This is a genomic window from Pseudonocardia sp. ICBG1034 (genome assembly GCF_020131375.1).
In the GTDB taxonomy this organism is placed as follows: domain Bacteria; phylum Actinomycetota; class Actinomycetes; order Mycobacteriales; family Pseudonocardiaceae; genus Pseudonocardia; species Pseudonocardia alni.
Map to the genome: position 1 here is coordinate 231,706 of NZ_JAHLEK010000015.1, position 20,264 is coordinate 251,969.

Genomic DNA, 20,264 nt, shown 5'->3' on the forward strand with positions numbered 1-20,264 from the left:
TAGCCTGATCGTGTGGCTATGGCTCTCATCACCGGCGGCGGTACGGGTCTCGGCGCGGCTCTGGCCGACCGACTGGCCGCGCGCGGACACGACCTCCTGCTCGTCACCCGCGACCCCGAGCGGGTCGCCCCCACCGCCCGGGAGCTCGCCGCCCGGTACGGGATCCGCGCCGACGTCCTCCTCGCGGACCTCGGCACCCGGCACGGCCTGTTCCGGCTCGAGGCCTTCCTCGCCGGACCGGAGGCCCCGGCCGTCGACGTCCTCGTGCACGACGCGCTCGCCGACGCGGCCGGCGCCGCACCGGACGCCGGGCGGGCGAGCGTCGACCTCGGCATGACGGCGACGATGCGCCTCACCCACGCCGCGCTGCCCGGCATGCTGCGTCGCGGCACCGGTGGGATCGTCGCGATCGGCGGGGACGAGCGGTCGGCCGCGTGGGCGGTCTCGTTCGTGACCTCGCTCGCCCCGACCCTGACCGGCGACGTGCACGTCGTCGCCGTTCGCGGCGACGACCGGCCGGACTGGACCGCCGACGCCGCCGACGCGGTGCTCGACGACCTCGACGCCGGCCTCGTCGTGAGCGCTCCGCAGAGCGGCCCGGCCCGCCCGGGCCCGGCCCGGCGCGCCGTCGCCGCGGGCGTCCGTGCGGCCCGGCGCGGCGCCGAGCTGTTCGCCGACGCGACCTGGGAGCCCACCGGCGCTGCGGCCGTCGCCACCCCGGCCGCGGCGGCCCCGGCCGCCCCGTCCGCCACGCCCGAGGAGCTGCTCGGCGGTGCCGGGCACCGGGAGCCGTCCCGGCTGCCGGACCTGCCCTCCCGCCCGGGCGCGGGACGCGCCGTCGTCGCCGCCGGGGACTGCGGGCGGCACTGGGCCGCCGGTCCGGTGCGCACCGCCGCGCAGCGCGCCCGCGCGAGCGCCGCGGCCCGCGACCGCTCCCGTGGCCACCAGGTCTCGGCCTACATGACGTCGACGGTCACCAGCTCCTGACCGCGCGGGGCGGCACGGGATGATGTCCCGGTGACGACCACCGGGACCCCGCCGCTGCCGAAGGCCGAGCTGCACCTGCACATCGAGGGCACGCTCGAACCCGAGACCGTGTTCGAGCTGGCCCGGCGGCACGACGTCGCGCTGCCGCACGCCTCGGTGGAGGAGCTGCGGGCGGTCTACGACTTCACCGACCTGCAGTCGTTCCTGGACGTCTACTACGCCAACATGGCCGTCCTGCGGACCCGCGACGACTTCGCCGCGCTCGCGTCGGCGTACCTGCGGACCTGCCCGGAGCAGGGGGTCCGGCACGTCGAGATGTTCTTCGACCCGCAGGCGCACACCGCCCGCGGCGTCGCGATCGGCGACGTGATCGGCGGGCTCACCGACGCGATCGAGCACCACGCCGACGACGTCTCCGCCGGGCTGATCCTCTGTTTCCTGCGCGACCGGTCGGCCGCCGAGGCGGAGGAGACCCTGCGGGCGGCGGAGCCGTACCTGGACCGGATCGTCGGGGTCGGGCTCGACTCGGCCGAGGTCGGGCACCCGCCGTCGAAGTTCACCTCGGTGTTCGAGCGGGCCCGCGGGCTGGGGCTCAAGCCGGTCGCGCACGCGGGGGAGGAGGGCCCGGCGGGCTACGTGACCGAGGCCCTCGACGAGCTGGGCGTGCTGCGCGTCGACCACGGCATCCGCGCGATCGAGGACGACGCCCTCGTCGCCCGCCTGGTCCGTGACCGCACCCCGCTGACGGTCTGCCCGCTGTCCAACGTCCGGCTCGCCTGCGTCCCGGGCATCGGGCTGCACCCGCTGCCGGAGATGCTGGCGGCGGGGCTGAACGTGTCGGTGCACTCCGACGACCCCGCCTACTTCGGCGGCTACGCCGACGCGAACTACGCCGCGGTCCGCGAGGGCCTCGGCTTCACCGACGACCAGCTCCGCACACTGGCCGCCAACTCGTTCACCTCGTCGTTCCTCGACGACGAGGCCGTGCAGCGCCTGCTCGGCGAGGTCGCCGACTGGGGGGCCGCGGCCGGCGGGTGAGTCAGGCCGTCGCGGCGAGCCGGACCGGGCGCAACGGGTGCAGCGGGCGCCCGGCACCGGTCCGGCCCCGCTCGACGTCGAACGGCGACAGCCGGAACCGGCGGGTCCGCAGCTGGTACTCCGCGGTGTTGGCCGGCCACATGACGACGTTGACGCCCTCGTCGTTCTGGTAGTAGCTCGCGCAGCCGCCGGTCTCGTACACGGTGCGGGCCGAGCGGCGCCGGATCCGCCGCGTCCAGCGCTCCTCGACGGCGGGCTTCACGTCGAGCGCGCGGATGCCCTCGGCCGCCATCCGGCACACGGCGTCGGCGACGTAGCGGGCCTGGGCCTCGGAGAACAGCAGCGTCGAGCTGGCCCCGCTGGTCGCGTTCGGACCCTGCATGAGGAACAGGTTCGGGAAGCCGGGGTAGCTCATCCCCAGGTAGGCGCGCGGGTAGGCGCCCCAGTGGTCGTGCAGCGTCCTGCCGTGGGCGTCGTGGATGCGGCGCGCGATCGGGGCGGTCGCGCCGACCTCGAACCCGGTGGTCAGCACGATCGCGTCGACCTCCGCGCGGCTTCCGTCGCCGGAGACGACGGTCCGCCCCTCGACCCGGGCGAGCCCACCGGTGTGCAGCGTCGTGTTCGGCGCGCTCATCGCGGGCAGGTAGTCGTTCGAGACCAGCGGCCGCTTGCAGGCGTAGTCGAAGTCGGGGGTCAGCCGCGCGCGCAGACGCGGGTCGGGCGTCTGGGCGGCGAGATGCCTGCGGCCGACCCGGGTGAGTGCCTCGCGCAGCAGCCGCGAGCGACGGGTCGCGGCGAGCAGCTCGGCGCCGACGTAGATGACGTCGAACTGCATCCGGCACAGCAGCGGGTTCGCCGCCAGCGCGCGACGGGTGCGCTCGCCGACGGGCCGCTCGGGCTTGGGCAGGATCCAGGCCGGGGTGCGCTGCAGGACGTGCAGCTCGGTGACGCGCGGCTGCAGCTCGGGGACGAGCTGGATCGCCGTCGCCCCCGTCCCGACGACCGCGACGCGCGAGCCGGTGAGGTCGGTCCCGTGGTCCCAGCGGGCCGAGTGGAACACCGGGCCCGGGAAGTCGGCGAGGCCCTCGACGTCGGGCAGCTTCGGGTCCGCGACCAGACCGGCCGCGCTGACCAGCACGTTCGCGGTGAACTCCCCGGACGGCGTCGCGATCCGCCAGCGGGCGTCCGCGGGGTCCCAGCGGGCGGAGAGCACGTCGGCGTCGAAGCGGACGTGGTCGAGCAGGCCGGTCGAGCGGGCCAGGCGCCGGGCGTAGTCCTGCACCTCGTGGCCGGGCGCGTAGAGGTCGCTCCAGTCCGGGTTGGTCATGGCGCGCAGCTGGTACAGCGGCGACGGCGTGTCGACGCCGACACCGGGGTAGGTGTTGTCGCGCCACACCCCGCCGACGTCGTCCGCCCGCTCCAGCAGGACGAAGTCGTGCACACCCCGCCGTAGCAGGGCCAGGCCCACGGCGAGTCCGGTGAACCCCGCCCCCACGACGGCGACCCTCGAATGACGGGGCGACGGGCCGCTCGGCACGTCGGTGGTGCCGGGGGAAGCGGGATCGACCGGCCGCTGGATCGGCAGCGCCTCGGACGTCATGGTCTCGACGGTAAAGGCTTCATGGTGCACCGGCACGCGAGAGCGGCCCGTCTCACGAGGTCGTCGCACACCCCTGTCGCACGGGTCACACCCGACCCGTCGGTAACCGTCGCGCCTGCGCCGGTCGGGTGCGGACGCACTACGCTCCCCGCGTGCCCTCCGTCATGATCACGGGCGCGTCGTCGGGGATCGGGGCCGCGTTCGCCGATCGGCTCGCCGCCGACGGCCGCGACCTCGTGCTCGTGGCGCGCGACGCCGACCGCCTCCGGACCGCCGCGCAGCGCTACCGCGACCTCGGTGTCGCCGTCGAGGTGCTGCCCGCCGACCTGTCGGACCCGGACCAGCGGGCCCGGGTCGTGCGCCGCCTCGCCGACCCCGACGTCGCGCCGGTCGACCTGCTCGTCAACAACGCCGGGCTCGCGCTGGGCGCCTCCTTCCTGGAGAACGACGCCGCCGACCTGGCCCGCCAGCTGCAGGTGAACGTGGCCGCCGTGCTGGAGCTGACCCGGGCCGCGCTGCCCGGGATGGTCGACCGCGGCACCGGCGCGGTGCTGAACGTCGCGAGCGTCGCGGGCTTCCTGGCCGGGCGCGGCTCCACCTACCCGGCCGACAAGGCGTGGGTCATCTCCTTCACCGAGGGTGTCGCGGCGTCGCTGCAGGGCACCGGGGTGCGCGCGATGGTGCTGTGCCCCGGCTACGTGCGCACCGAGTTCCACGAGCGGGCCGGCATCGACGTCGGCGCCCGCCGCGGCCCGCTGTGGCTGGAGGCCTCCCGGGTCGTCGACGAGGCCCTCACCGACCTCGACCGGGGCCGGGTCGTCTCCGTGCCCTCCAGGCAGTACAAGGCGATCGTGGGGGTGACCGGGGTGCTGCCCCGGGGCCTGCTGCGACGCATCACGGCGACGTTCGACAGGGACCGCACATGAGCTCCGCACACACCGACCGCTCCCGCCTCGCCGCGCTGGTCCGGGAGATCGCCGTCGTCCACGAGCGGGTCACGCTCTCCTCCGGCGCGGAGGCCGACTACTACATCGACCTGCGCCGCGTCACACTGCACCACGAGGCGTCCCCGCTGATCGGACGGCTGCTGCGCGAGCTCACCGCGGACTGGACCTACCGGTCGGTCGGCGGGCTGACGCTCGGCGCGGACCCGATCGCGACGGCGGTGCTGCACGCGGCGGCGGCCGAGCCGGACACCGACCCGGTCGACGCCTTCGTCGTCCGCAAGGAGACCAAGAAGCACGGCATGCAGCGGCTCATCGAGGGCCCGGACATCACCGGCCGTCCGGTGCTGGTCGTCGAGGACACCTCCACCACCGGCGGCTCGGTCCTGACCGCGGTCCGGTCGGTGCTCCAGGCCGGCGCCGACGTCGTCGGGGTGTGCACGGTCGTCGACCGCGACACCGGCGCCCGGCAGGCCGTCGAGGCCGAGGGCGTGCCGTACCGCGCGCTGCTGGGGCTGGCGGACCTGCAGCTGGGATGAGCGAGCCCGGGCCCAGCGAGTGGTCGGTCCCCGGCCAGGTCGGGGTCGGCCCGTGGGCCGGGCCGTGGCCGCAGGGCGACCGGTGGGACCCGGAACTGCTGGAGCAGGGGGACCGGCGCAACGTCGTCGACCGCTACCGCTACTGGCGCCGCGAGGCCGTCGCGGCGGATCTCGCGCGGCGGGCGCACCCGTTCCACGTGGCGATCGAGAACCTCGGCCACGACCACAACATCGGCACGGTGGTGCGCACGGCGAACGCCTTCGGCGTCGCCGGCGTGCACATCGTCGGGCGACGCCGGTGGAACCGTCGCGGGGCGATGGTCACCGACCGGTACCTGCGGCTGCACCACCACGCCGAGGCCGGCGGGCTCGTCGCCTTCGCCCGGGAGCACGGCCTGGCCGTGGTCGCGGTGGACAACGTCGCGGGCGCGGCCCGGCTGGAGGCCACGTCGCTGCCGCGGGACTGTGTGCTCGTGTTCGGCGCCGAGGGCCCCGGGCTGTCACCGGAGCTGTGCGACGCCGCGGACCTGGTCGTGTCGATCGCCCAGTTCGGCTCGACGCGCTCGGTCAACGCCGGCGTCGCGTCCGGCATCGTGATGCACAGCTGGATCCGCGAGCACGCGGACCTGTCCGACGCCTGGTGATCAGTTGCCGTGCCGGGGCGGCATGGCGGGGCGGCCGGTGGTGTGGCGGTACGGCGGCTCCACGGCGCCGGGCTGCGGGCGCCCGGGTACGGCGCCGTCGGGGCCGTACCCGCCCGGCTGCGGGCCGGGACCGGCGTAGGGCGACCGCGGGGCGCGACCCGGCTGCGGGCCGGGCTGCGCGGAGGGCGGACCCTGCGGGACCGGGCCGCCACCGACGGCGGGCATCCGCATGGTGACGGCGGCCGGGTCGTCCTCGCGCTCCGGTGCGGTCCCACCGACGGTCGCCACGGCCGCACCGGTCGCGGCGCCCGCGACGCCGTCGACCGGGCCGGCGGGGCCCCCGCGCCTGGACGCGGCCCGCGCCCGCAGCGCCTCGAACACGATCGGCAGCACGGAGATCAGCACGATCGCGATGAGGATCAGGTCGATGTGCTCGCGGACGAACGCGAACTGGCCGAGGAAGTAGCCCAGCACCGTCACGCCGGCCGCCCACGCGACGCCGCCGATCAGCGAGTACGTCAGGTAGCGCTTCGGGTCCATCCGCGCGACGCCGGCGCTCACGGTGATGAAGGTCCGCACGATCGGCACGAAGCGGCCGAGGACGATGGCCCGGTTGCCGTACTTCTCGAAGAACTCGTGGGTCTTCTCGACGTGCTCGGGGTTGAACAGCTTCGACTTCGGCTTGTCGAAGATCGCCGGGCCGGCGCGGTAGCCGATGCCGTAGCCGACGGCGTTGCCGGCGAAGGCGGACACCACCAGCACCAGGCAGACCAGCCACAGCGGCACGTCGATCGCGCCCTGCGCGACGAACAGGCCCGCGGTGAACAGCAGCGAGTCGCCCGGGAGGAAGAACCCGAGCAGCAGCCCGCACTCCGCGAAGATGATCGCAGCGACGCCCACCAGGGCCCACGGGCCCAGGGACTCGATGATCACCGCCGGGTCGAGCCAGTCGGGACCGAGGGCGAGCGTCTGCGTCGCGGCGAGAACCGTCACGTCGGGAAACGGTACCGGCCGGGTGATGTGGATCGACGTGGCCGTCGCTGTGGGGGTGCTGTGAGCGGCTCAGCCGAGGGCGGGCAGCGCACCCGGCAGGAGCACCGACACCAGCGCGAGACCCCCGCCGAGCAGGGCACCGAGGAGCAGCGCGATCACCGCGGCCCAGACGATCTGGCCGGTCGCCGAACGGGCGGGCTCCGGCGCCGGGGCCTGCTGCGGCCGGCGCTGCGGGGGCGGACCGGGACGCGGGACCGGCGGCGGGAGCCGGCCGGGGACGCGCGGCGGCACGGGGGCCGGGCCCGCCGCGGGGCGCTGCGGCATCGGGCGCCCGCGGGCCTGCGCCTGCAGCGCCTCGCCGATCCGGCGGGCGGCGTCGTCGCGGCCGGGCTGCGGCGGCTGGGGGCCGGTCATCGCAGCTCTCCCGGACGCCGGACGGCCTCGGTCCCGGCCCGCTCGGCCATGATCCGGGCGACGGCGTCGAGCGCGCGGCTGGCGGTCGACTTCACCGTGCCCCGGCTCATCCCGGCGGCCTCGGAGATCTCGGACTCGGTGAGCCCGCCGTAGTAGCGCAGGACGAGGACCTCGCGCTGGCGCGGCGGGAGCTGGCCCAGCGCGTCGACGACCGACTGGTGCTCGGCCGACAGCATGGCCAGCGACTCCGCGGAGCGGGCGTTCGCCGCGTGCGGCGGCACGTACTCGCGTGCCGTGCGACGGCGCCGCAGCACCGACCGGGACCCGTTCACCACGGCCGCACGCAGGTAGGCGACGGCGGCCGTCTCGTCCCGCAGGCCGGTCCAGTGCCGGTGCAGGCCGGTGAACGCCTCCTGCACCACGTCCTCCGCGGTGGCCGGGATGTCCACCAGCAGCATCGCGAGGCGCATGAGCCGCAGGCGGTGGTCGCGGTAGAGGTCGGCCAGCGTCAGGGGCGTCTCCGGGCCCTGCCGGGCCCCGGAACCACCCGGCCCGTCGACCGGGGCCGCCGCCGTGCCCGGGGCGAACGGGTGCGGCCCGGTGCCCGCGGGCGCCGGTCGGCTGTCGATGGCGCGCAACCGGCCCAGCGTCCGGTCGACGGCGTTCTCGGCGCGCTCCTCCTCCACGCCCACCACACTAGCGACCACCACCGACAGGCTCCGCAGCATTACCCGGTGCAGCGGTCGACGGCGTCGCCCGTGGTGAGACCAGGCCCATGGCAGACGATGGCTCCCCCTTCCCCGCGGGTACGTGATACTCACCCGGAGACAAGGAGCGCTGCGCGGAGCAGCGACCGCCGACGACGAGGAGGCAGGCCCCGTGCCCATCGCCACGCCCGAGATCTACAACCAGATGCTGGACAACGCCAAGAGCGGCGAGTTCGCCTACCCGGCGATCAACGTGACCAGCACCGAGACCCTCAACGCGGCGCTGCGCGGGTTCGCGGAGGCAGGCTCCGACGGCATCGTGCAGGTCTCGACCGGTGGCGCGGAGTTCCTGTCCGGCACCCGGGTGAAGGACATGGTCACCGGCTCGGTCGGCCTCGCCGAGTTCGCGCACGTCGTCGCGGACAAGTACCCGGTCAACATCGCGCTGCACACCGACCACTGCCCCAAGGACAAGCTGGACTCGTTCGTGCGTCCGCTGATCGCGATCAGCCAGGAGCGCGTGGACAAGGGGCAGAACCCGCTGTTCCAGTCGCACATGTGGGACGGCTCCGCGGTCGAGCTCGAGGAGAACCTGAAGATCGCGGCCGAGCTGCTGGAGCAGGCGGCCAAGGCGAAGATCATCCTCGAGGTCGAGATCGGCGTCGTCGGCGGCGAGGAGGACGGTGTCGCGAACGACATCAACGACAAGCTCTACACCGCCCCCGGCGACTACGAGCGCACCGTCGAGGTCCTCGGCTCCGGCGACAAGGGCCGCTACCTGCTGGCCGCGACCTTCGGCAACGTGCACGGCGTCTACAAGCCGGGCAACGTCAAGCTCCGCCCGGAGATCCTCAAGCAGGGCCAGGAGGTGGCCGTGCAGAAGCTGGGGCTCGACGCCGGCGCCAAGCCGTTCGACCTGGTCTTCCACGGCGGGTCCGGCTCGCTGCTCGAGGAGATCCACGAGGCGCTGGGCTACGGCGTCGTGAAGATGAACGTCGACACCGACACCCAGTACGCCTTCACCCGGCCGATCGTGTCGCACATGTTCGCCAACTACGACGGCGTGCTCAAGATCGACGGCGAGGTCGGCAACAAGAAGGTCTACGACCCGCGCTCGTACCTGAAGAAGGCCGAGGTCGGGATGAGCGAGCGCGTCATCGAGGCGTGCGAGTCGCTGAAGTCCGCCGGCAAGGCCCTCTGAGTCCTCCTCCGGATCCTCGTCGTGTGCCCACCGGTTGGCGACGACCGGTGGGCGCGCGCCAGGATGGCGGCATGAGTCTGCACGGCAACCTGCTCGAGCCCGACGACACGCGCCTCCCGGTCGACCCCGCTGCGGCGGACCTGACCGCGGGCAAGGACCCGTCGGAGGTGGCGGCGGGGTCGCCGTCGTCGTCGATCGCCTGGGCGGTGCTCGCCGAGCGTGCCCTCGACGCCGGGGAGGCCGTCGCCGCCTACGCCTACGCCCGCACCGGCTACCACCGCGGCCTGGACCAGCTGCGCCGCAACGGCTGGAAGGGCTTCGGTCCGGTGCCGTGGTCGCACGAGCCGAACCAGGGCTTCCTGCGGTCGTGCGGCGCTCTGCTGCGCGCCGCCACGGCGATCGGGGAGGCCCCCGAGGTCGAGCGCCTGCGCACCCTGATCAACGACTCGGACCCGGAGGCGCTCGCCGCCCTCGGCGTGTCCTGACGCCGGTGGCCGCGTGGGACCGGGTCCGCTCACGCGGCCGGGCCGGTGCCCGGCGCGTCCGCGCGTCGTGGCTGCCGATCCTGCAGTGCTCCATGGCCGCCGGCCTCGCCCTCTGGGTGGCCGGTGACCTGGTCGGTCACACGCGGCCGTTCTTCGCGCCGATCGCGGCGGTGCTCAGCCTGGGCATGTCGCTGAACTCGCGGCTGCGCCGCACGGCCGAGCTCGTCGTCGGGGTGAGCATCGGCGTCCTGGTCGGCGACCTGCTGATCGCGCAGATCGGCGGCGGACTCTGGCAGCTGGTGCTCGTCGTCGCGCTCGCGCTGGTCATCGCGGTGTTCACCGACGGCGGGACCCTGTTCGTCAACCAGGCCGCGGTGTCCGCGGTGCTGGTGACGACGCTGCTCCCGCCCACCGAGACCGGTGGGATCGACCGCTGCATCGACGCCCTGATCGGCGGACTCGCCGGGATCCTGGTCGCCGCGGTCATCCCCGCGCATCCGGTGCGGATCGTGCGCCGGGTCGCCCGCCGGGTGCTCGACGACCTCGTCACCGTGCTCACCGAGATCGCGACGGCGCTGCGCGAGGGCGACCGGGAGAGCGCGTCGCGGGCGCTGGCCCGGGCCCGCGACACCCAGGCCGTCATCGACGAGCTGCGCACGGCGGTCAGCTCCGCGGGCGAGGTCGTGACGGTCTCACCGATGCACCGGCCGCGCCGGGCCATGCTGCGCCGCTACCGGACGCTCGCCGAGCGGGCCGACTACGCCCACCGCAACGCCCGGGTGCTCGCCCGGCGCGCGATGACCGCGATCGAGGACGGCGAACCGGTCCCGCCCGGTCTGCCGGACGCGATCACCGAGCTCGCCGCCTCCGTCGAGGCGCTGATCGGGGAGCTCGGGCAGGACGGCGACCGCGAGAAGGCGCGCGGCCCGATCCTGGAGGCCGTGCAGCACGCACCGGTCCTCGCCGACCCCGGTGCGGTCGTCGCCCGGCCGGCGGAGGGGCAGCCCGCCGCGGCGCCCGCGGTCTCGGCGCCCGTGCTGGTCGCCCAGGTCCGCTCGATCGCCGTCGACCTGCTGCAGGCGACCGGGATGACCCGCAGCGAGGCGCTGCGTGCGTTGCGCGGGCAGCTCACCGATCCTCACGGGGACTGAACGGGCGGAAGGGCTTCCGTCACGGGCCGGTCACGGAGCAGAATCGGGCCTCGTTCGGCGCCGGGACGTCGGTCCCCCCTGCACGGAGTTGTGGACGTCGCTCACTGATCGGGGTTCACGGTGCAGCTGTTCATCCGCTACGTCCTCGCGCCACTCGTCCGGCTCGTCTGGCGGCCCCGCGTGCGCGGCGCGGACCGCATCCCGGCCACCGGACCGGTGATCCTCGCGGCGAACCACCGCGCGGCCGTCGACACGGCGTTCATCCCGCTCGTCGCCCCGCGCAAGGTCGCCTTCCTCGGCAAGGCCGAGTACTTCACCGGCCGCGGTCTGCGCGGACGCCTGATGGCCGCCTTCCTCGGCGCCCTCGGCTACATCCCGGTCGACCGGTCCAACGCCCGCGCCGGCCTCGCCGCGCTCGCCGCGGGACGCAAGGTCCTGGATCGCGGCGGTGCGTTCGGCATCTACCCGGAGGGCACCCGCTCCCTCGACGGCAAGCTTCACCGCGGCCACACCGGCGTCGCCTCGCTGGCGCTGTCGACGGGGGCGGTCGTCGTGCCGGTCGGCCTGATCGGGACCGAGCGCGTGCAGCCGATCGGACGGCTGTTCCCGCGCCTGGCCCGGGTCGAGATCCGCTTCGGGCGGCCGCTGGAGTTCAGCCGCTACGAGGGACTGGAGGGCGCTCCGGCGATCCGGCGCGCGGTCACCGACGAGATCATGGACGCCATCGCGGACCTGTCCGGGCAGACCTATGTGGACAGCTATCACCGGCGCCCGGACGACTCGGCCGCCGCGGCCTGACCGGAACGGGCCCGGTGGCGACGGTGGCGGGCTAGCCTGCTGCGGTCCTGTTCCTGTCCGGGGGAGCGTCGCCGGTGGTCCGACTCGTTGTCGTCCTGCTGTTCGTGTGCGGGGTGGTCGTGGGGTGTGGGGCTGCGGAGCCGGAGGGGCCGTTTCCGCCGCGGCCGGCGGAGATCGACGTGGCGAACGTCGACCCGTGTGTGGCGATGACCCCTGAGCTGCGCCAGCAATGGGAGGTCGAAGGGGACGAGCCCTCGGTCGTCACGCTCGCTGACGGTCCTAGTCGTGTGTGCGGGTGGGGCAACAACGACACCGTCGAGAACTACTCCGTGCAGACGATCCAGACGCCTGCTGTAAGAGTCGCGACCGCGCGAGGCGCCACAGTCACCGTCATCGATGGGTTCGGAGCTGTCCGGATGGTCGAGAGCGAGAATTCGGCGCCGTTGTGCACGTTGTATCTCGACGCAGCCGAGGTTGCCAGCGTGCGGGTTCAGGTCCAGGACTTCGGATATGACGAGTTGACGCGCGGATCGCCGGATGAGGTGTGTGGACGGGCCGAGCTGCTCGCGCGGAGCTACCTGACGAAGGCTCGTCCGCAGTGATCGTGTTCGCAGCCGCGAACACGAGCAGTCAATCTGGCGTCGTAGTCCGCCGATCGACATAGCCTCGTCGAGATGCGGATGCTTGCCCACGAGCCACGAGGCTCGGCCAGCGATTCACTCATGACCCAGGTGGATGTCGGAAACGTGATGGCCGTCTACCAGCGACTTGACGAGCAGGTTCAAGCAGTGAGAACGAGGCGACATGGGGCGCTGAATCTGAAGAACGTTCCTCCTTGCGGAGACGATCCGGTGTCGATAGACGCGGTCACCGTCTTCCAGCCGAAGATCGATTCTATTACGAAGACACACGATGACTATGTCGCCGAGGTGGCAGAGGCGCGTGACCGATTGAAACAAGCGGCGCAGGAGTACGGGCTGATCGAGGACGAGAACGCGGCAACCCTGACGCCCACGACTCCGCCGTACAACGGCCCGCTGCTCGAGCGTTAGGGATCCGAGCATGCCCCTCCCCCGCTGCTACAACTACGAAGCGTTCGACATCGCGACCAAGGCTGCTTGGATCCTCGGCAAACCCGGCGCCGAGGCCACCCGGCAGACCTCCGACGGTCTCCGCAGGCTCGTCGACGACATGGCGACCACCAAGCAGACCCTCGACCGCGGCATGGCCGATCTCGGCATCTCGTGGCAGGGCCCCGCGGCCCGGGCCGCCCAGGAGTCCCTGGACCGCACCGCCACCGGCGTCGACGGCACCGCGAACGTCGCCCGGAACGGCGCCGACCGCATGCTCGACCACGGCAGCGCGTTCGAGCGCATGCGCGGTCAGGTCCGCTTCATGGACCCGGCCGAGTTCTCCTGGATCCAGCGCGCGGGCGACAACATCAGCGAGGCCTGGCAGTCCCTCCGGGGCAGGGGCGCCGACCACGTCACCATCGCCGAGCACAACCAGATCAACGACGAGGTCGCGAACCGCGCGCTCCAGAGGTACGAGTCCGAGACCTCCGCGATCGACGACCGCTTCACCATCGAGGCGGCCGCCGCGCCCCCGCCCGCGACCTCTCCGGGCGTGACGCCGGGGCCCGGCGGTCCGCCGGGACCGCAGCCCGGCGTCTCCGTCGCTCCGGGTGGAGGCGGACTCCCCGGCCCGACACCGGGGCCGGCCGGCGTCGGGCTCCCCCCGGTCGGGTCGGCCTCGCAGCCGGTGCCGGCGCCCCCCGGCCCGTCGGGCGGCGTCGGTGCGGGCGGCGGCCCCGGTGGTGGCGCGGGTGCCGGTGCCGGAGGCGGTGGCGGGCCCTCGCCCGTCGTCCCGCTGCCGAGCGGACCGGCATCCTCGGGCGCCGGTGGAGGCGGTGCCGGGGCGCCGGGCTCCCGCATCCCGCCCGCTCCGGACCGCATTCGGACCCCGATCCCGGCCCCGACGCCGGACGCCGCCCGTACCCGCGAGGACCTCGCACGCCGCTTCGGCGACCAGGCACGTCGGCAGCAGCTCGTCCGCCCCGTCACGGAGACCGGCCCCGCCCCGCAGACCCGCTCCGGCAGCGGGACCGGGCCGTACGGAGCCGGTTCCGCAGCGGGCCGCGGCGCCCTCGGCTCCCCGTTCGCCGAGTCCCGCGGCACCGCGCGGCTGCCGGGCGCGGCGACCGAACCGTACGGACCCGGCGGTCGCGGCGGGGCCGGGACGGCGTGGGGCACCGAGCCCCGCACACCCGGGCCACGGAGCGGCGGCGCGCCCGAGCCGTGGACCGGCGCCAAGGCGGCGGAGGCTCGCGGCGGGGCCGGCTACGGCCCGATGGCCGGCGGCGTCCCGGGCGGTCGCGGCGAGGGCCGGGACCACCGCAACCGCTACGTCGTCCCCACCGACGAGGTGTTCGACGTCGGGATCACCGCGACCGACGCCGTGCTCGCCCCCGAGGACCCCGGGCGCTGATCAGCCCGGCAGCACCGGCCGCCACGGCTCGGTGTGCCGGTACCAGGCCCACCGCTTGATCTCCCGCGGGTGCGCGACGCCGTCGCGGACGGGCGTCGCACCGGTCGTCCCGATCTGGATCGCCCGCCCGGTCGTGCCGGTCACCCCGCGGCCCGCCCGCACGTGCACGCCCTCGGGCCCCGCGTCGACGACGAGCATCCTCACGCGGCCGTGCAGCACGCGCGTCGCGTCGCAGTAGGCCTCGCCGTAGAGGTCGGGGATCTCCCCGCGGCCGGCGAGGACGCCGCCGTTGTCGTCGCGCACCAGCGGCATCTCGCGCGCGGTACCGGACCGGGCGAGGGCGACGGCGTCGTCGAACCGGGTCGGGACGCCCCAGTTCGCGGCGGCCCGCGACCGTCGGGACACCGGCAGGTAGGCGACCTCGGTCGCCAGCGCGTCCCGCCGGAGCAGCCGGAGGAGCACGGCGGCGAGGTCGGCGTCGTCGCCGTGCACGATCAGGCGCGGGACGGGGAGCAGACCGTCGATCTCGGCCTTGCCGGGGCGCGGACCCACGGTGACCGAACGCACCGCGGGATCGGACACCAGCGACGACGGTGGGCGTTCCCGCCGCGCGCCGGGCCGGATACCGTGGAAGGGAAGCCGGTGACGCCGCTGCGGCAGGCAGTCGAGGAGAACCGCTTCGGGATCGGTCGGAACCACTGATCGAGTACCCTCCTCGCCGCGGAAACCGGAAATCACGCCCGGTCCCGCGACCGTGACGAGCGTGTGTGAACTGGAGTCTCTTACATGCCCGCAATCGTGTTGATCGGCGCCCAGTGGGGCGACGAGGGCAAGGGCAAGGCGACCGACCTGCTGGGCGGGCAGTTCGGCTGGGTCGTCCGCTACCAGGGCGGCAACAACGCCGGGCACACCGTCGTCACGCCGGACGGTCGCGACTTCGCGCTGAAGCTCATCCCGTCCGGGATCCTGTCCCCGGGCGTGAAGAACGTGATCGGCAACGGGGTCGTCGTGAACCCCGAGGCGCTGATCGAGGAGAAGGCCGGGCTGGAGCGGCGCGGCGTCGACACCTCCGGCCTGCTGATCTCGGCCGACTCACACCTGATCATGCCGTACCACGTGGCGATCGACCGGGTCACCGAGCGCTACCTGGGCAAGGCCAAGATCGGCACGACCGGTCGCGGCATCGGCCCGGCCTACCAGGACAAGGTCGCCCGCGTCGGCGTCCGCGCCGCGGACCTGCTCGACGAGAAGATCCTGCACCAGAAGGTGGAGGCGGCCCTCGAGCTGAAGAACCAGATCCTGGTCAAGGTCTACAACCGGCGCGCGCTGGACTTCAACGAGGTCGTCGACACCGTGCTGGAGCAGTCGAGGGAGTTCGCCGACAAGATCGTCGACACCCGGCTGCTGCTGAACGAGGCCCTGGAGCGCGGTGAGACGCTGCTGCTGGAGGGCTCGCAGGGCACCCTGCTCGACGTCGACCACGGAACCTATCCCTTCGTGACCAGCTCGAACCCGACCGCGGGCGGCGCGTCGGTCGGTTCCGGCATCGGCCCGAACAAGATCACCCGCGTGATCGGGATCCTGAAGGCCTACACGACCCGCGTCGGCTCCGGTCCGTTCCCGACCGAGCTGCACGACGAGATGGGCGAGTTCCTGCGCAAGACCGGCGGCGAGGTCGGTGTGAACACCGGCCGTGCGCGGCGCTGCGGCTGGTTCGACGCCGTCATCGGGCGTTACGCGGTGCGGGTCAACGGCATCACCGACCTCTTCCTGACCAAGCTGGACGTGCTGTCCGGGCTGGAGTCGGTGCCGATCTGCGTCGGCTACGAGGTCGACGGCCACCGCGTCGACGAGATGCCGATGACCCAGACCGGCTTCCACCACGCCGTCCCGGTCTACGAGGAGATGCCCGGCTGGGTCGAGGACCTCTCCGGTGCCCGCACCTGGGAGGACCTGCCTCCCGCCGCGCAGGCCTACGTGCAGCGGATCGAGGAGCTCACCGGCGCGCCGGTGTCCGCGATCGGCGTCGGCCCCGGGCGGGACCAGACGATCACCCGCTGACCTGCCGCGCCAGCAGCCCGAGCGCGTCGCGGTCCGGGCTGCCGGCCGGTGCGGTCAGCACCAGCACCGTGCGGTCGGGCGAGCGGCCGACGTCGAGCACCTGGTGGTCGAGGGTCAGCTCGCCGACCAGCGGGTGGCGCAGCGTGTGCCGTTCCTGCGCGCACGGGTGCGCGCGGTGGTCGGCCCACAGCCGGGCGAACTCGTCGCTGCGCACGGACAGGTCGCCGACCAGCGCGGACAGCCGGGTGTCGTCGGGAAGGCGCCCGGCCGCCAGGCGCAGGGCGGCCACCAGGGCGCGGGTGCGGGCGGCCGGGTCGGCGTAGAGCGCCCGCACGTGCGGGTCCAGCACCGCCATCGCGACCAGGTTCGGGCGGTGCCGCGGGCAGGCGGGCGAGAGCGGGTCCAGGTGCGCCGCGAGCAGCGCGTGCCCGATCGGGTTCCAGGCCAGGACGTCCGCGGACCGGCCGAGGACGAGCGCCGGCGCGTCCGGCATCGCGGCCAGCAGGTCGGCGGTACCTGCGTCGATGAGCTCGGGCGGCGCGCTGCGCAGCGGCACGGGGCGGGCCGCCGTCGCCGCGATCCGGTGCAGGTGGGCCCGCTCGCCCTCGTCGAGGGCCAGCACCCGGGCGATGGCGTCGAGCACCGCGGGGGAGGCTCCGCGGGAGTGCCCCTGTTCGAGCCGCGTGTAGTACGACGGGCTGACCCCCGCGAGACCCGCCAGCTCCTCCCGGCGGAGCCCGGGGACCCGCCGCGCGCCGGTCGTCGGCAGCCCGAACGCGCCGGGGTCGAGCCGGGCCCGTCGCGCCGCCAGGAACTCGCCGAGAGCCGTCACGACCCCCATTGTCCGCACCGGACGGTCCCGAGCCATCCCCTGCGCGGGACACCCCGGGCCGGGGACTCCCGCGTCGCGCCGGAGGCACCGACGACCACGGCGTGACCATCCAGCTGCGCGGACCGGTGACGGTCGAGCGGATCACCGAGCTCGACGACTGGCCCTTCGACGTCCGCGAGATGTTCCCGGCCCACCCCTCGGACGGGCCGATCTCCCTGGAGATCGCCACCCACCTGGTCCGCACCCCGGACCTGACCGTCCTGGTCGACGCCGGCAACGGCGACGGGAGGCAGCGCCCCGGCCTACCTGCACACCACCTGCTCGACGCCGGGTACGCGGCGCGGCTCGCCACCCGGGTCGCGCCCGCGGAGATCGACGTCGTCGTCTGCTCGCACCTGCACCCGGACCACTGCGGTGGGCTGACCACCGCCGACGGCCGCCCGGCCTTCCCGGGGGCGCGGCACCTGGTGTCCCGGGCCGAGCTGGCGTGGCTGGGTGCGGTGCACCGCTCGGCGCCCCGCTCCGGCGTCGCCGAGGGACTGGCCCGGACCTGGGAGGACAGCGTCGCGCCGGTCCTGGACGCAGGTCTGGTCGACCCGGTCGACGACGGCGTCGACGTCGACCTCGGTCACGGGGTGCGGCTGCGTGCCGCGCCCGGGCACACCCTCGGCCACCTGGTCGTCGAGATCGGGCCGCCTGACGCGCCGGACGCGGTGATCAGCGGTGACGTCCTGCACCACCCGCTGCAGTTCGGCGATCTCACGCTCGCCCAGGCGGGCGACGCCGACCCGACCCGCGCCGCCCGTACCCGTGCCGACCTGTGCGACCGGCTCGCGCGCTCCGGTGGCCTGCTGCTGCCGTCGCACTTCGCCCCGGGACGCGTCCGGCGGATCGGCCGGGGGTTCGCTCACGAGCCGTCCGGCTGACGCGCACGCTCGGCGCGCACCGGGGTCACGAGGATCGCGGCCAGCGGTGCCGCGGCGGCGATCGCGAACGCCGCCGCGTAGCCGGTCGCGCCGACCAGGGCGCCGAGCGCGGCCGGGACCACCGATGCGACGGCGTTCTGGCCGGTGTTCTGCACCCCCAGCGCCCGCCCGGACCAGGCGGGACCGGCGATCTCGGCGGTGCTGGTGAACGCCAGCCCGTTCGGGGCGACCGTCACCACCGCCCCGACGGCGAGCATCGTGACCGCCAGCCATCCGGCGACGGCGTCGCCGAGCGCGAACAGCAGCAGCACCGCGGCCGCGGCGGCCGCGACCTGGCGCATCGGGCGCAGCCGGGACCCGACCCGGTCCGACCAGACCCCGGTCGCGATCCGGCCGACCGCCCCGGCGATCTGCCCACCGGCGACGAACGCGCCCGCCGCCGCCACGTGCCACCCCTGCTCGCGGACCAGGTACTCGGTCGCGAACGACGCCACCGCGAACTGCGAGACCACCAGCAGGGCGCTCGCGCCGTGCACCCGCCACAGCACCGACGTCCCGTAGGGGGAGCGCTCCGGCGCGGCCCCCGCGGGCCGCGGCGCCCGGGGCGGGTCCGGCGCCAGCGTCGCGACCAGCACCGACGCGACGACGCACAGCACCGCGGGCAGCAGCAGCGCCCGGAACGGCCCGGCGGCTGCGGCCAGGGTCGGCAGCGTCAGCCCGGCCACGGCGACGCCCAGCGGCTGGGACGTCTGCCGGATCCCCATCGCGGTGCCGCGCTCGTGCGCGGCGAACCAGCCCATCACCATCCGGCCGCTGGCGGCGAACACCGACGCCGCGCCCGCGCCGCCCAGGCCGAGCAGCACCAGCAGCAGCGGGCCGGGCCCGATCGGCAGCAGCGCCGCACCCGCGACGGCCGCCGCGCACAGCGCGAGCCCGACCGTCATCACCCCGCGTTCGCCGGACCGGTCGGCGGCGGCGCCCCACAGCACCAGCGTGCACAGCAGACCGACCGTCGGAGCGCCGACGTAGGCGCCGACCTGGGCCAGCGAGAGCCCCTCCGTGTCACGCAGCAGCGGCACCACGAACGGCAGCCCGTAGACGAACGAGCAGGCCGCGGTCTGGGCGAACACCCCGACGGCCAGCACCAGCCAGCGACGGCGGGTACGGGTCACGTCGACGGAGGTCATGTACCCACGCTAAGCATCTGTCCCACGATCCGGCCATTCGTTCCCGGATCGTGGGACAGGATGCGGTGGGTCAGGAGGCGCAGTTCCCGGTGTCGGCGGGTGACGACGCGCCGCTCGCGGCCACGTTCAGCGCCTGCCCGACCTGCTCGGCCGTCAGCACGAAACCGGTCTCGGTGTCGTCCAGCGCGGCGCCGAAGACGACGCCGACCACCCGCCCGTCGGGGGCGATCATCGGGCCGCCGGAGTTGCCGGAGCGCACCACCGCGCGGACGGTGTAGACGTCGCGCAGCACGCTGCCCTGCTCGTAGATGTCCGGGCCGCGCAGCCGGATCCGCTCGCGGACCTTGCCCGGGGTGACCGTGTACGGGCCGTCCAGCGGGTAGCCCAGGATGATCACGTCGTCGCCGACGCGGGCCGGGTCCGGGCTGAACTGCAGCGGCTGCTCCTCGAGGTCGGGCACGTCGAGCACGGCCACGTCGACCTCGGGGTCGTAGTAGACGACCTGGGCGTCGAGCTGGCGGGCCCGGCCGCTGGACGTCGTCACCTCGACGGTGGTGCTCGACGTCCCGGCGACGACGTGGGCGTTGGTCATCACCCGCTGCGGGGCGACGACGAACCCGGTCCCCTCCAGGGCGCGACGGCAGGACGGGGCGCGCCCGCGGACCTTCAGCACCCGGTCGCGGACCTCGGTGACCACCGGGGACTGCGCGAGCGCGGAGTCCGGCGGGCCGACCGCGGCGACCGGCGTCCGCGAGAACGGGCTGACGACGTCGGGGAAGCCGGAGTCGTCGAGGAGCTGGCGCAGCTCGGCGGGGAGCTTGCGCGCCGCGTCCGGCATCACGTCGTCCACGCCGGCGAGCACCCGCGAGTCGCGCAGGCCGCTGGTCAGGGTGGAGAAGCTCGTCGAGGACAGCGGCAGCGCGATCAGCCAGGCCGCCACCACCACCGCGACCGCCTGCACGCCGGCACCCAGCGTCGAGTCGACCTTGAGGGTGCCCTCGCCGCGGATCCGGTCGCGGATGAACCGTCCGAGGTAGACGCCCGTCGCCTCACCGAGCGCGACGAGCAGCACCACCACGCCGATCCCGAGCAGCACCTTCCCCTGTTGGGACTCCACCTGCCCGGCCAGCAACGGGGCGAGCCGCAGCCCGAGCACCGCGCCGGTCAGTACGCCGGCGAACGACAGCAGCGCCACCGCGACCCCGTGCCGCCAGCCGGACGCCGCGGCCAGCAGGGCGAGGATCACGACGACGACGTCGACCCAGCTGAT

General features: G+C 74.5%; 21 protein-coding genes and 1 pseudogene. 14 read left to right on the forward strand and 8 right to left on the reverse strand.

The annotated features are described in order from the left end of the window. The first annotated feature begins 18 nt into the window (after positions 1 to 18). Both KPF22_RS02630 and KPF22_RS02635 read left to right on the forward strand, forming a co-directional pair. Entirely contained in the window at positions 19 to 987 is a 969-nt protein-coding gene (locus KPF22_RS02630) for an SDR family NAD(P)-dependent oxidoreductase (protein ID WP_208822267.1), read from the forward strand. A gap of 30 nt (positions 988 to 1,017) precedes the next feature. Then, the gene (locus tag KPF22_RS02635; RefSeq protein ID WP_224401109.1) at positions 1,018 to 2,025 is read left to right on the forward strand and encodes an adenosine deaminase; all 1,008 of its coding nucleotides are present in this window, start codon (positions 1,018 to 1,020) and stop codon (positions 2,023 to 2,025) included. Position 2,026: 1 nt separating this feature from the next. On the opposite strand, the gene KPF22_RS02640 is transcribed toward KPF22_RS02635, so the two are convergent. Next, positions 2,027 to 3,625, reverse strand: coding sequence for an NAD(P)/FAD-dependent oxidoreductase (locus KPF22_RS02640; protein WP_224401110.1), 1,599 nt, complete (start codon positions 3,623 to 3,625; stop codon positions 2,027 to 2,029). 152 nt (positions 3,626 to 3,777) lie between these two features. Here KPF22_RS02640 and KPF22_RS02645 point away from each other — a divergent pair, with 152 nt between their 5' ends. The 3 genes from KPF22_RS02645 to KPF22_RS02655 are packed head-to-tail and all read left to right on the forward strand — an operon-like array spanning position 3,778 to position 5,752. Further along, entirely contained in the window at positions 3,778 to 4,551 is a 774-nt protein-coding gene (locus KPF22_RS02645; RefSeq protein ID WP_062398787.1) for an SDR family oxidoreductase, read from the forward strand. After that, positions 4,548 to 5,108 (forward strand): orotate phosphoribosyltransferase, encoded by a 561-nt coding sequence (gene pyrE / locus KPF22_RS02650; RefSeq protein WP_224401111.1) that lies wholly within the window; start codon positions 4,548 to 4,550, stop codon positions 5,106 to 5,108. The genes KPF22_RS02645 and pyrE overlap by 4 nt, the downstream gene beginning before the upstream one ends. After that, complete coding sequence (locus KPF22_RS02655; RefSeq protein WP_062398783.1) at positions 5,105 to 5,752, forward strand: RNA methyltransferase; 648 nt, start codon at positions 5,105 to 5,107, stop codon at positions 5,750 to 5,752. Before pyrE ends, KPF22_RS02655 begins: the two co-directional genes overlap by 4 nt. A gap of 342 nt (positions 5,753 to 6,094) precedes the next feature. Here the strand turns inward: KPF22_RS02655 and KPF22_RS32925 are convergent. The 3 genes and pseudogenes from KPF22_RS32925 to KPF22_RS02670 form a co-directional block, all read right to left on the reverse strand. Beyond that, positions 6,095 to 6,745: pseudogene (locus KPF22_RS32925) on the reverse strand (DedA family protein); the annotation flags it as partial. Positions 6,746 to 6,814: 69 nt separating this feature from the next. Beyond that, on the reverse strand, positions 6,815 to 7,159 hold the full coding sequence (locus KPF22_RS02665; RefSeq protein WP_208822261.1) for a hypothetical protein: 345 nt from the start codon (positions 7,157 to 7,159) through the stop codon (positions 6,815 to 6,817). Next, the gene (locus KPF22_RS02670) at positions 7,156 to 7,887 is read right to left on the reverse strand and encodes an RNA polymerase sigma factor (RefSeq protein WP_083474417.1); all 732 of its coding nucleotides are present in this window, start codon (positions 7,885 to 7,887) and stop codon (positions 7,156 to 7,158) included. Before KPF22_RS02670 ends, KPF22_RS02665 begins: the two co-directional genes overlap by 4 nt. Positions 7,888 to 8,038: 151 nt before the next feature. Between KPF22_RS02670 and fbaA the strand changes: the two genes are divergently transcribed. From fbaA to KPF22_RS02705, 7 genes are all read left to right on the forward strand, one after another. Continuing rightward, positions 8,039 to 9,067: a class II fructose-bisphosphate aldolase gene (gene fbaA / locus KPF22_RS02675; RefSeq protein ID WP_062398779.1), complete on the forward strand. Its 1,029-nt coding sequence runs from the start codon at positions 8,039 to 8,041 to the stop codon at positions 9,065 to 9,067. A 71-nt stretch (positions 9,068 to 9,138) separates the two neighbouring features. After that, positions 9,139 to 9,552, forward strand: a complete 414-nt coding sequence (locus tag KPF22_RS02680) for a DUF3151 domain-containing protein (protein ID WP_208822260.1) — start codon at positions 9,139 to 9,141, stop codon at positions 9,550 to 9,552. Positions 9,553 to 9,557: 5 nt separating this feature from the next. Continuing rightward, a complete protein-coding gene (locus tag KPF22_RS02685) occupies positions 9,558 to 10,703 on the forward strand; it encodes an aromatic acid exporter family protein (protein WP_224401112.1) in 1,146 nt (381 codons plus the stop codon). A gap of 120 nt (positions 10,704 to 10,823) precedes the next feature. Further along, positions 10,824 to 11,501 (forward strand): 1-acyl-sn-glycerol-3-phosphate acyltransferase, encoded by a 678-nt coding sequence (locus KPF22_RS02690; RefSeq protein WP_062398772.1) that lies wholly within the window; start codon positions 10,824 to 10,826, stop codon positions 11,499 to 11,501. 119 nt (positions 11,502 to 11,620) lie between these two features. Then, positions 11,621 to 12,103 (forward strand): DUF3558 family protein, encoded by a 483-nt coding sequence (locus KPF22_RS02695; RefSeq protein ID WP_224402363.1) that lies wholly within the window; start codon positions 11,621 to 11,623, stop codon positions 12,101 to 12,103. A 72-nt stretch (positions 12,104 to 12,175) separates the two neighbouring features. After that, complete coding sequence (locus KPF22_RS02700) at positions 12,176 to 12,553, forward strand: hypothetical protein (protein WP_224401113.1); 378 nt, start codon at positions 12,176 to 12,178, stop codon at positions 12,551 to 12,553. A 10-nt stretch (positions 12,554 to 12,563) separates the two neighbouring features. Next, complete coding sequence (locus tag KPF22_RS02705; RefSeq protein WP_224401114.1) at positions 12,564 to 13,988, forward strand: WXG100 family type VII secretion target; 1,425 nt, start codon at positions 12,564 to 12,566, stop codon at positions 13,986 to 13,988. Here KPF22_RS02705 and KPF22_RS02710 read toward each other — a convergent pair whose 3' ends face one another. Beyond that, positions 13,989 to 14,570 carry a hypothetical protein gene (locus tag KPF22_RS02710; RefSeq protein WP_224401115.1) on the reverse strand — a complete coding sequence of 194 codons (582 nt, stop codon included), beginning with the start codon at positions 14,568 to 14,570 and terminating at the stop codon, positions 13,989 to 13,991. A gap of 204 nt (positions 14,571 to 14,774) precedes the next feature. On the opposite strand from KPF22_RS02710, the gene KPF22_RS02715 reads away from it, so the two are divergent. Then, positions 14,775 to 16,049 (forward strand): adenylosuccinate synthase, encoded by a 1,275-nt coding sequence (locus KPF22_RS02715; RefSeq protein WP_208822255.1) that lies wholly within the window; start codon positions 14,775 to 14,777, stop codon positions 16,047 to 16,049. Here the strand turns inward: KPF22_RS02715 and KPF22_RS02720 are convergent. Next, the gene (locus KPF22_RS02720) at positions 16,039 to 16,881 is read right to left on the reverse strand and encodes a helix-turn-helix domain-containing protein (protein WP_224401116.1); all 843 of its coding nucleotides are present in this window, start codon (positions 16,879 to 16,881) and stop codon (positions 16,039 to 16,041) included. The two genes, KPF22_RS02715 and KPF22_RS02720, sit on opposite strands and share 11 nt — an antisense overlap. A 101-nt stretch (positions 16,882 to 16,982) precedes the next feature. Here KPF22_RS02720 and KPF22_RS02725 point away from each other — a divergent pair, with 101 nt between their 5' ends. After that, the gene (locus KPF22_RS02725; protein WP_208822253.1) at positions 16,983 to 17,807 is read left to right on the forward strand and encodes an MBL fold metallo-hydrolase; all 825 of its coding nucleotides are present in this window, start codon (positions 16,983 to 16,985) and stop codon (positions 17,805 to 17,807) included. On the opposite strand, the gene KPF22_RS02730 is transcribed toward KPF22_RS02725, so the two are convergent. Both KPF22_RS02730 and KPF22_RS02735 read right to left on the reverse strand, forming a co-directional pair. Beyond that, positions 17,789 to 18,994 carry an MFS transporter gene (locus KPF22_RS02730; protein WP_208822252.1) on the reverse strand — a complete coding sequence of 402 codons (1,206 nt, stop codon included), beginning with the start codon at positions 18,992 to 18,994 and terminating at the stop codon, positions 17,789 to 17,791. The genes KPF22_RS02725 and KPF22_RS02730 overlap by 19 nt on opposite strands. A 70-nt stretch (positions 18,995 to 19,064) precedes the next feature. Then, a complete protein-coding gene (locus KPF22_RS02735; protein WP_224402364.1) occupies positions 19,065 to 20,264 on the reverse strand; it encodes a MarP family serine protease in 1,200 nt (399 codons plus the stop codon).